Genomic DNA, 9,620 nt, shown 5'->3' on the forward strand with positions numbered 1-9,620 from the left:
GGACCCTGGCCGACGGCTGGGCCTACGCCCGACTCTATGAGTCGACCCGCCAACGCAACGACGCCCTACCCGGCTGGCTGCACTTCTACAATCACCACCGCGCTCACTCCGCCATCGGCGGCCAGCCACCAGTCACCAGGCTGACCAACCTCCCTGGACATCACACCTAGCCGCGCAGACGGTCGAGGTCGAACTCGCCGTTCTTGACCCCGCGGACGAAGGCCGTCCACTCGTCGTCGGTGAAGCCGACGACGATCGCCTCCGCGGTCGTCGACCGGACGCGCACGCCGGCCGCGTCGGCCGCCACCGCGACGCACTCGCCCTTCGCACAGAAGGAACTGGTGACGAACTGACCGTCGGACACTGTCGACCTCGGCTTCGCATCACGCCGGTCGGGGCCGGCAGCACCGTCGGTGCGGGGAGCGGCACCGACACCCCGTACAACGAGCGCCCCCGGCGAAGGGCGTGACCGGCGCTCGGTCGAGGAGATGTTCACTCGTTCGTCCCGGGCGGGGAGCAGTGGCGTTCAGCCCTGGGTGGCGATCTCCCCCGGCGTCGCCGCGACCCGGTTCTCCGCCCGCCGGATCAGCATGATCCCCCCGAGGATCAGCACCCCGCCCGCCACCTGGATCAGGCTCGGGACCTGCGCGATCAGCACCCAGGCCGCCAGCACTCCGAACATCACCTCGGACAGCCCCACGAACGAGGCGACGCGCGTGTCGAGCCGTCGGATCGCGATGATCCCCGTGAGGTACGGCAGCACCGTCGCGAGCACGACGAGCATCCCCAGCAGCACCGGCCACGGCACGTCGGTGCCCGCCAGGCTCCCGCTGGACTCCCCCACCCGCCACGGCGTGATGCCCAGCAGACCGGTCACCGTGAGCGTCACCGCGCCGACGACCATCGCGCCGGAGATCATCAACAGCGGTGGGACGCCGCCCCGGTCGTCGCCGCCGGGGAGGAGGAAGTAGACGCAGACGCACGCCGCCGAGCCGAGGCCCCACAGGATTCCCGTCAGGTCGACGCGTTGCGGCCCGAACGGGTCGACGACCAGTACCAGCCCGACCAACGAGACCAGACAGCCGACGAGCGTCACCGCCGCCGGGGCGGTCCTGGTCCGCACCCACGTCCAGCCGACGAGCAGCACGGGCGCGAGGAACTCCAGCAGCAGCGCGACGCCCACCGACAGGTGCTGCAACGCCTGGAAGAAGCACAGCTGGACACCCGCGACGGCGGCCAGGCCGTAGAGCAGGACCTTGCGGGCGTTCGGCGCGCTGAGTGGGTACCGGCGCAGCATCACGACCGTCACCGGGAGGAGCAGGACCGCCGCGCCGGCGATGCGCAGCAGCGTCGTGAGCCCGGGCGACCAGCCCGCCTCCAGGAACGCCGCGCCGAGCGGTCCGGAGAAGCCGTACGCGGCGGCCGAGACCAGCGCCCACAGCAGCCCGCGGACCACGTGATCCCGTGTCACGACCGAAGCACCCATAGACTCCTGACACTAGGAACCGACCATGTCAGGGGTCAACGTGGAATTCGCCCATGACACCCAGGTGCTGCTCGCGGCGGCCGCGGCGCTGGTGAACACCCGTCGGGCCGACCCGGACCCGCTCGACGACGTGCCGGGCTTCGCCGCATGGCTGGCCGACCAGCCGTACTCGGGGCGCCGCGCCGGCTCCGACGACGAGCGCCGGGCCGTCCGGGTGCTCCGCGAGCGGCTGGCCGGGCTGTGGCCCGCCCACGGCGAGGACGACGGCCCCGACCGCGACGGCACCGTCACCCTGGTCAACGCCATCCTCGCCGAGACCGACGCGCGCCCGCACCTCGCGCGGCACGACGGCTGGGACTGGCACCTGCACGTCACCCCGCAGGACGCCCCGCTGGCGGACCGGATGGGCGCGGAGATCGCGATGTCGGTCGTCGACCTGGTGCGCCGCGACGACCTGTCCCGGCTGCGCCGCTGCGCCGCCGAGGACTGCGACGCCGTGCTGGTCGACCTGTCCCGCAACCGTTCCAAGCGCTTCTGCGACACCGGCAACTGCGCGAACCGCGCGCACGTCGCCGCCTACCGCGCCCGCCGCGCCACCCGTTCCTCCTAACGCCCATCCTCCGGCACGGGCGGGCCGGGGCGGATCAGCTCCTGGCCGTCAGGTGCTCGGTGAGCAGGGCGTTCACCTCGTCGGGGCGCTCGTAGTTCAGCAGGTGTGCCGAGTCGGCGACCTCGGCGTAGCGGGCGCCGGGGATCGCGTCGGCGATCTCGTGCAGCGACGACGGCGGCGTCGCCGGGTCGTCCGCCCCCGCCACGACGAGTGCCGGCACCGACACCCCGCCCAGCTCGGCGCGGATGTCGAAGGCGCCGATGGCGGCGCAGCAGGCGGCGTAGCTCTCGTCGTCGGAGGCGCGGAGCATGTCCAGCAGCCGCTGCTCCCCGGCCGGGTCGCGCTGCGCCCAGGACTCGACGTACCAGGTCCCGGGGCGGGAGCCGACCATCGCGGCGGTGCCGTCCGCCCGCACGGTCGCCGCGCGCTGCGGCCACGAGTCCGGGTTCGGGAAGCGCGCCGCCGTCGCCAGGACCGCGATGCTGCGCACCCGTTCCCCGCCGTGCACGCCGAGCCACTGGCCGACCGCCCCGCCGATCGAGACGCCGACGTAGTGGAAGTCCGCGATCCCGGCGGCGTCGGCGGCGGCGAGCGCGCCGCGTCCGAGGTCGGCGATCGTCAGGTCACCGGTGACGGGGGCCGAGTCGCCGTGGCCGGGCAGGTCGAACCGGACGCAACGGAAGCGGTCGGACAGGGCCGCCACCTGGGCGTCGAACAGGTGCAGGTCGGTACCCAGCGACGGGCCGAACAGCACCGCCGGTGCGTCGGCCGGACCGTCCACGACGTGGTGCAGATCGAGTGCCATGTGCCCATCCTGCACCGGCTGCGGATCGTGGTCCGGGTTCGTAGGGTCGTCGACGAGGACGTGTGCGCCACCGGAGTCGCTGGAGAGAGGACCGTCCATGGCCGAGCTCGAGACGTTCAGGATGCTGATCGGCGGGAAGCCGTCCGACGCGGTGTCCGGCCGCACCTTCGAGACGCAGAACCCGTTCACCGGTGCGCCCTGGGCGACCGTGCCGGACTGCGGCCCCGACGACGTCGACGCCGCCGTCGCCGCCGCCCGCACCGCGCTCGACGGCGAGTGGGGCGCGATGACCCCGTTCGGCCGCGCCGCCTGCCTGCGTCGGCTGGGCGACCTGATCACCGAGAACGCCGAGGCGCTGGCCCGGACCGAGGTCAGCGACTCCGGGAAGCTGTACCGGGAGATGATCGGCCAGCTGGGCGGTCTCGGCGGCTGGTACCAGTACTACGCCGGGATCGCCCCGACGATCGAGGGCCGCCAGATACCCACGCCGAACCCGAACTACCTGGTCTACACGCGCAAGGAACCGGTCGGCGTCGTCGCGGCGATCACGCCGTGGAACTCCCCGCTGCTGCTGATGACCTGGAAGGTCGCACCCGCGCTGGCCGCGGGCTGCACGATCGTCGTGAAGCCGTCGGAGCACGCGCCCGCCTCGACGCTGAAGTGGGCCGAGCTGATCGAGAAGGCCGGGATCCCGGCCGGCGTGGTCAACGTCGTCACCACGAACGACCGGGACACCGCCGCGCACCTGGCCGGGCACCCGGGCGTCGACAAGGTCGCGTTCACCGGCTCCACCGCTACCGGACGGTCGATCGCGAGGGCGGCCGCCGAGAACCTCAACACGGTCACCCTGGAGCTGGGTGGCAAGTCCCCGCAGATCGTGTTCCCCGACGCCGACCTGGAGGCCGCCGCGAACGGGATCGTCGCCGGCGTGTTCGCCGCGACCGGCCAGACCTGCATGGCGGGGTCGCGGCTGATCGTGCACGCCGACGTCCACGACGAGCTCGTGCGGCTCGTCGCCGAGCGCGCGGCGACGATCACCCTCGGCGACCCGAACGCCGAGGACACCGAGATGGGTCCCGTCGCGAACGGGCCGCAGTACGAGAAGGTCCTCGGCTACCTGGAGACGGCGAAGGCGGAGGGCAACACCGTCGCCTACGGCGGGGCCGCCGAGTCCGGCCTGGGCGGCTACTTCGTGCAGCCGACCGTGATCACCGGAGTGACGCCCGAGTCCACGGTCTACCGGGAGGAGGTGTTCGGCCCGGTGCTCGCGACGCTGAGGTTCACCGACGAGGACGAGGCGGTGACGCTCGCCAACGACACCCCCTACGGCCTGGCCGGTGCGGTGTGGACGAAGAACGTGCACCGTGCGCACCGGGTCGCGGGGAGGATCCGCGCCGGGACGGTGTGGATCAACGCCTACCGGGTGGTGGCGCCGAGCGTCCCGTTCGGCGGGTTCGGGCACTCCGGGCTCGGCCGGGAGAACGGCGTCGCGGCCGTCGAGGAGTACCTGGAGAACAAGTCGGTGTGGGTGGAGCTGACCGGTGGCACCCGCGACCCGTTCACCCTCGGCTGAGGCCGGGCGCCGGTTGCGGGGATGTGCAACCGCCGTGCCCGGGGGTCGAGGTCCCGGGCACGGCGGTCCTCCGGCGCCGCGGGCGGGACGCGCGGGCCCGGCGACGGGGAGCGTCGCCGGATCCGGCGGCCACGTCGTGCGGCGTGGAAGTCGGGGATCGACCACGGAACCGATGCGGACAGCACGCTACGAGCGGTGGCGGCCGCCGTTCGCGGACTGAGACCCCCGACCGGTGGACGGACCCGCGAGCGCGACGGGTGGGAAAGCGTTCCGCCGTCCGGAGCAGTCGGACCCGTCGCTCGCGCGCGGGGCTCTCAGCGGTCGCCGAGCCGCCCGCCCCCGGGCGACAGCGGTCGGCACCTCGGCACCTCGGCGGCCTCGGCGCTGTCAGGCCAGGACCACCTGCCCGCCCTCGACCCGCACCGGTCGCGAGGTGAGCGGTGTCCGGGCGGGTCCGTCGAGCGGGGCCCCGTCGGAGACGGCGAACAGGCTGCCGTGGCAGGGGCAGGAGATGCCGGCCCCGGAGACCTGGTCGACGAGGCAGCCCTGGTGCGGGCAGGTCGCGTCGAAGGCCAGGACGGTGTTCGCGTCCGGGCGGGTCACGACGACCCGCTGCTCGGCGAAGACCCGCCCGCCGCCGACCGGGACGTCGTCGACGGCGGCGAGTCCGGCGGGCGCCGGGGCGGCGCTGCTGCTCGGCGCGGGCGCCGGGGTGGTCGGCTCGGGTGTGGGGGTGGACGGCGCGGGCGCGGCGGGGGCCGTGTCACGCGGGGTTCCGTAGGTGGCGCAGCCCGCGGCACAGCAGGCCACGGCGGCACCGGCGCCGGCGAGGAGCCGGCGGCGCGGGATCGGGGACACGGGGGACCTCCGGGGTTCGGTGGGAGCGGTCGGGGATCAGAACGACAGGCCGTGGCCGGTGAAGAACCACAGCGCCGAGGTGAGCCAGACCCCGGCGAGCACGGCGAGCAGCACCCCACCCGCGACGGCGAGCAGCCATCCGGGCACGCCCGGGCGCCGCAGGAGCAGCATCTTGGTGACGAACGCGCCGTAGAACAGGCAGCCGAGCGCGGAGTGCAGCAGCGCCGACGTCGTCGCGCCGGACCAGCCGAACGCGTAGAGGCACTGCACGGCGACGGGCACGGTCACCAGCACCGCGACCCGGCCCGACCACCGGTGCGCGACCGCGGTCGCCGGGTCGGCATAGCCGCGCATCATCATCCGACCCGTCACACCCTGGACGATCGCGAGGACCAGGGCCGCCGAGCCGAGCCATGCCTTCGCCGCGGCGCCGCTGGAGAACCTGGCGAGGTTCACCGCGACGCCGGTGCCGACGTGCTGACGGGCCCAGACACCGAGGGCCACCGCGACCAGCGACCCGACGACGACCGGGACGGCGACGACCCGCCACGACGGACCCTCCGCCGGAACGGCGACCTCCTGGGCCGCCTCCGCGGCCGGGCGGCGACGCGCGCGGGTCGGGTCGGGTGTCGCCGCGCGGGACCGACGACGGCCGGGGGTGCTCCCGGCCCGGGCCACGTCGGCGGCGCCCGTGGACCGACCGGACTGCGGCACGTCACCGGCGGCCCGACGCGAGCGGCCGGGACGCGCGGTCCCGGCGTCCCGCGCCGGGCGGCGCGGCGTGGTGACCCCGTGGGCGCCCGAACCGCCGCCCGGGGGCGGGGTGAGCGGGCCGGTCGGGGTGAACAGGTCCCCCGCGACGGCGTCGCGGCGCCGGTCGGCGGTGCCCGCCCACCGGTACGCGGCCGTGTCGGGGTCGTGATCGGGTGCCCGGGACGGCTCCGGGACGGCGGCCCAGCCGCCGCTGTGCTCGGGGCCGCGCGGGTTCGGGATGTCCGCGGGGACCGGGGCGAACCCGACCGGGTCGGTGAGGTCGCGGTCCGCGTGCCGCGCGCGGGGGGACATCAGTACCCACCGCCGTAGCCGCTGTCGCCGGTGGCCGGGGCCGGGGCCTGGGCGGGCGCGGGTGCCGGGTCGGACGCGTCGGTCCGGGCCGCGGTGAACTCCCAGGACCGCCCGTCGGCACGGGCGGTGCCCGTGGCGACGCCGTCGGCGACGGTGTACGCGACCTCCGCGCCGTCCTTGCCGGTCAGGCGGGTGGTGCCGCCGGGGGTGGCGGTGCCCGTCGTCCAGGACTCGACGCCGCGGTTGTCGCAGACGTAGGCCTTCACGGCGCCGTCGGTGACCCAGATGTCGACGGTGACCGTCCCGTTCGTGGACCGGCCCGTGTAGGCGACCGCGCCGATCGAGCCCGGCGCGGCCGCCGGAGCGGGCGCCGCCGGGAGGACGAGCGAGCCCGCCGCCCGGTCGACGGCGGCGGGGGCCGCTGCGGGCAGCGGTTCCGGTTCCGCGGTGAGCACGACGTTGGCCGTCGCGGCTCCGGCGGCGACCGCGCCGACAGCGGCCATGGTCAGGAGGGGTCCGGAGAGTCGCATGTCAGCCCACCTCGATCCGGACCGAGTCGAAGGCGGGCGTCTGGTTGGCCCGCTGCATCATCGGGGTGCGGTGCGACCCGTCGCCGGCCCACGACGAGCACTGCAGCTCGCCGGTCTGCTCGACCCCGGGCACGTCGATCGTGACGCTGTCCGGCCGTGCTCCTCCGCCGCCGTCCTCGGTGGCCAGGAAGAACAGCGGGTCGGGCGCCGAGTCCGGTGCCTCGCCCGGGTCGGGCAGGATCCGGCAGGCGGTGTGGAAGTGGCCGCGCTGGAGCCCCTGGCCGTTCAGCAGGGACGCCTCGGCGTAGTAGCCGCCCTGGGCCGCGGGCAGGAACCGGTCACGGACCAGGTTCCGGGTGCTGACGGTCAGACGGAACGCCTCCCCCGGCCGGACCTTCGTCGGGGCCTGGGTGATCAGCAGCGACGGGCTGCGGCCGGCGTCGGCGACCTCGCCGAACGCGGTGGACACGCAGCGGGGCGCCTTCTGGAACCCGTCGTGGGCGGTGAGCCTGCTGCCGGAGCAGTCGACGGCGAGGATGTCGAGCGCCGACGGCGCGCCCGTGCCGTCCCCGTCTGCCTTCCCGGCGGCTCCGCCCCCCGCACCATCGGAACCCTGGCCGGCGGCGGCACCGGAGCCCGATCCGGAGCCGGACCCCGAGCCCGATCCGTCGGCGCCCGTGCCCGCGTCCGAAGAGCCCGGGCCCGAGGAGCCGGACCCCGTGTGCCCGGAGTGGTCGTGCCCCCCGCCCCCGGAGGAGCCCGCGGCATCGGACGTGTCCCCGGCCCCGTCGGACGAGCCGGACCCGCCGGACGGCCCGGACGGCCCGGATGCGACGTTCGACGGCCGGTCGCCCCGGTCGACGGAGGCGGCCCCGGCGGCGTAGGCGGCGGGCCCGGCGACGAGCAGGCCCAGTGCGAGCGCGGTGACCGCGATCGTCCTGCTGCGGCTGGTGGTGGATCTCATCGGTATCGGCTCCTCGGGGCGGTGCGGTGCGCTCCGGTGGTGCGGGAGGGCGGCGCTCCGGTGTCGGTGTCCAGGTCGAGGTCGTGGGGGGTGGCGTCGGCGAGGCCGGGCTCGGGGTCGGGCCGGGGCCGGACGGGCGGCACGTGCGCCAGCTCGTCCCAGGGGTCGGGTGGTCCGACCGGCAGGGCCCGCCGGGCGCCGTCGCGGGGGTGACGCGGGGCGGGGACGAGGGCGGGAACCGGGCCGGCGGCCGGGCGGCCACGCCGGTGCAGGGTCATGAGCAGCCCACCCGCGGCGAGCAGCGCGACCCCGACCACCAGGGCCGGCACGACGACGTCGGTCGCGCTGCGGGCGCCGGTCGGCACCGGATCGGGCGGGGCGGGCAGGGCCGCGTAGTCGACCAGCCCGGTCGACTCCAGGTAGCCGATGTGCCGGGTGACGTACACCGATGCCTCGTTCGCGAACTGCCGCATGAGCTCGTTGCGGGTGCCGACCTTGACGTCGGTGATCACCGGCAGGACCGAGCCGTGGGCCGCCCGCAGGATCTGCACGAACTGGCGGTCGTAGTCGGTCCCGGTGCGGGCGGTCAGGTCGTTCATCCAGCCGATCTGCTGGTCGTTCGGTCTGCTGGGCAGCAGGACCCCGAGCTGTTCGGCGGTGGAGCGGACCAACGCGTCGAGGTCGTGGTGCTCGACGCCGAGCTTGCGCGCGACCTCGCGGACCGCCGGCGAGGTGGCCTGCTGCTCACCCTGCTGCCCGGTCGGTGCCTCCCAGAGACCGGCGAGGCGCACCTTCTGCAGCAGGTCGCGGTCGGCGGGGCCGAGCGGCCCCCACCGGGTCTGCGTCCATCCCTGCTGCTGGTCGGTGGAGGCCGAGGTGGCCACCCAGTACTGGGCGAGCACGACCGCGGCGACCGCGGCCAGCGCGGCGAGCACCGACCAGCGGAGCGGGCCGGGGATCCGGCGGGACATGGGCTCTCCCCTTCTCAGACCTGGGCGAACTGCTCGGTGTGCACCCGGTCGTCCGGGACACCGAGCGCGGCGAGGGTGGCGAGGACGTCGCCGACGAGCTGCGGCCGGCCGCAGACGAAGTAGTCGAGGCGGCGGGCCGGGTCGTCGAGGTCGGTCAGGACGGCGGCGAGCAGCGCGGTGTCGATCGGCCCGGTGGCCCCGGCCCAGTCCGCGGACGGGCGGCGCAGCACCTCGGTGACCTGCAGGTCGATCAGTGTGCGCAGGTGCGCGAGCTCGGCCCGGAACAGCAGGTCGGCGCGGTCGCGGGCGTGCACGACCAGCCGGTACGGCCGCCGGTCGCCGCGGTCGGCGGCGGTGCGCAGCATGCTCATCATCGGCGTGATCCCGACGCCGCCCGCGATCAGCACGAGCCCGGTCGACGGCACCGAGTCCGGGGTGAACGAGCCGTACGGGCCGTCCACCCAGACCGGGTCGCCGCGGCGCAGCTCGCGCAGCCGCCCGGCGAAGTCGCCGGTGTGCCGGACGGTGAACTCGACCCGCCCACGGTCCGACGCCGACGACGCGATGGTGAACGGGTGCTCCTCCACCGACATCCGCTCCAGCCGCAGCCAGGCGAACTGGCCGGGCCGGAACCACGGCCCGGCGTGCCGGCCGGGCCGGGCGAGCACGAGCGTCGACACGTGTCAACGGCGGGTTGGGAGTAACCCCGTAACGACGGATTGGGACTGACCCCCTTGTCGGGTGTTCAGTCGTTGCTG

The 9,620-nt window shown here is 75.1% G+C and carries 12 protein-coding genes; 3 read left to right on the forward strand and 9 right to left on the reverse strand.

All coding sequences use genetic code 11. The annotated features are described in order from the left end of the window. Positions 1–170: integrase core domain-containing protein (locus FVA95_RS26215; protein ID WP_149662779.1), on the forward strand; the 170-nt coding region annotated here is incomplete at its 5' end. Here the strand turns inward: FVA95_RS26215 and FVA95_RS26220 are convergent. Together FVA95_RS26220 and FVA95_RS26225 are read right to left on the reverse strand one after the other, a co-directional pair. Next, positions 167–364, reverse strand: coding sequence for a DUF397 domain-containing protein (locus FVA95_RS26220; RefSeq protein WP_060713681.1), 198 nt, complete (start codon positions 362–364; stop codon positions 167–169). The two genes, FVA95_RS26215 and FVA95_RS26220, sit on opposite strands and share 4 nt — an antisense overlap. Before the next feature lie 162 nt (positions 365–526). Continuing rightward, positions 527–1,471, reverse strand: coding sequence for a DMT family transporter (locus FVA95_RS26225; protein WP_161992456.1), 945 nt, complete (start codon positions 1,469–1,471; stop codon positions 527–529). Positions 1,472–1,526: 55 nt separating this feature from the next. Between FVA95_RS26225 and FVA95_RS26230 the strand changes: the two genes are divergently transcribed. Beyond that, complete coding sequence (locus FVA95_RS26230; RefSeq protein ID WP_149666512.1) at positions 1,527–2,096, forward strand: CGNR zinc finger domain-containing protein; 570 nt, start codon at positions 1,527–1,529, stop codon at positions 2,094–2,096. Positions 2,097–2,130: 34 nt separating this feature from the next. Here FVA95_RS26230 and pcaD read toward each other — a convergent pair whose 3' ends face one another. After that, the gene (pcaD, locus tag FVA95_RS26235; protein WP_149666513.1) at positions 2,131–2,901 is read right to left on the reverse strand and encodes a 3-oxoadipate enol-lactonase; all 771 of its coding nucleotides are present in this window, start codon (positions 2,899–2,901) and stop codon (positions 2,131–2,133) included. A gap of 97 nt (positions 2,902–2,998) precedes the next feature. Here pcaD and FVA95_RS26240 point away from each other — a divergent pair, with 97 nt between their 5' ends. Next, on the forward strand, positions 2,999–4,474 hold the full coding sequence (locus tag FVA95_RS26240; protein ID WP_149666514.1) for an aldehyde dehydrogenase: 1,476 nt from the start codon (positions 2,999–3,001) through the stop codon (positions 4,472–4,474). A gap of 387 nt (positions 4,475–4,861) precedes the next feature. Here the strand turns inward: FVA95_RS26240 and FVA95_RS26245 are convergent, their stop codons facing one another. Genes FVA95_RS26245 through FVA95_RS26270 form a run of 6 tightly spaced genes read right to left on the reverse strand, consistent with a single transcriptional unit; the run spans position 4,862 to position 9,542 of the window. Continuing rightward, positions 4,862–5,332, reverse strand: coding sequence for a Rieske (2Fe-2S) protein (locus FVA95_RS26245; RefSeq protein WP_149666515.1), 471 nt, complete (start codon positions 5,330–5,332; stop codon positions 4,862–4,864). Positions 5,333–5,368: 36 nt separating this feature from the next. Next, entirely contained in the window at positions 5,369–6,397 is a 1,029-nt protein-coding gene (locus tag FVA95_RS33280) for a DUF6529 family protein (protein WP_240051746.1), read from the reverse strand. Beyond that, the gene (locus FVA95_RS26255; protein ID WP_149666516.1) at positions 6,397–6,927 is read right to left on the reverse strand and encodes a hypothetical protein; all 531 of its coding nucleotides are present in this window, start codon (positions 6,925–6,927) and stop codon (positions 6,397–6,399) included. The genes FVA95_RS33280 and FVA95_RS26255 overlap by 1 nt, the downstream gene beginning before the upstream one ends. 1 nt (position 6,928) lies before the next feature. After that, positions 6,929–7,891: a Pecanex-like protein 1 gene (locus tag FVA95_RS26260; RefSeq protein ID WP_149666517.1), complete on the reverse strand. Its 963-nt coding sequence runs from the start codon at positions 7,889–7,891 to the stop codon at positions 6,929–6,931. Continuing rightward, positions 7,888–8,862, reverse strand: a complete 975-nt coding sequence (locus FVA95_RS26265; RefSeq protein ID WP_149666518.1) for a DUF4142 domain-containing protein — start codon at positions 8,860–8,862, stop codon at positions 7,888–7,890. The genes FVA95_RS26260 and FVA95_RS26265 overlap by 4 nt, the downstream gene beginning before the upstream one ends. Before the next feature lie 14 nt (positions 8,863–8,876). Continuing rightward, entirely contained in the window at positions 8,877–9,542 is a 666-nt protein-coding gene (locus tag FVA95_RS26270) for an FAD-binding oxidoreductase (RefSeq protein WP_149666519.1), read from the reverse strand. Positions 9,543–9,620 lie beyond the last annotated feature (78 nt).

Origin of the sequence: Pseudonocardia sp. EV170527-09, from assembly GCF_008369905.1 — a bacterium.
Taxonomy (GTDB): Bacteria; Actinomycetota; Actinomycetes; order Mycobacteriales; family Pseudonocardiaceae; genus Pseudonocardia.

Bases quoted from the DNA above. Each gene is read 5' to 3' on its own strand.
- pcaD (WP_149666513.1), bottom strand. From the start codon at position 2,901: ATGGCACTCGATCTGCACCACGTCGTGGACGGTCCGGCCGACGCACCG.
- FVA95_RS26240 (WP_149666514.1), top strand. From the start codon at position 2,999: ATGGCCGAGCTCGAGACGTTCAGGATGCTGATCGGCGGGAAGCCGTCC.
- FVA95_RS33280 (WP_240051746.1), bottom strand. From the start codon at position 6,397: ATGTCCCCCCGCGCGCGGCACGCGGACCGCGACCTCACCGACCCGGTC.
- FVA95_RS26255 (WP_149666516.1), bottom strand. From the start codon at position 6,927: ATGCGACTCTCCGGACCCCTCCTGACCATGGCCGCTGTCGGCGCGGTC.
- FVA95_RS26260 (WP_149666517.1), bottom strand. From the start codon at position 7,891: ATGAGATCCACCACCAGCCGCAGCAGGACGATCGCGGTCACCGCGCTC.
- FVA95_RS26265 (WP_149666518.1), bottom strand. From the start codon at position 8,862: ATGTCCCGCCGGATCCCCGGCCCGCTCCGCTGGTCGGTGCTCGCCGCG.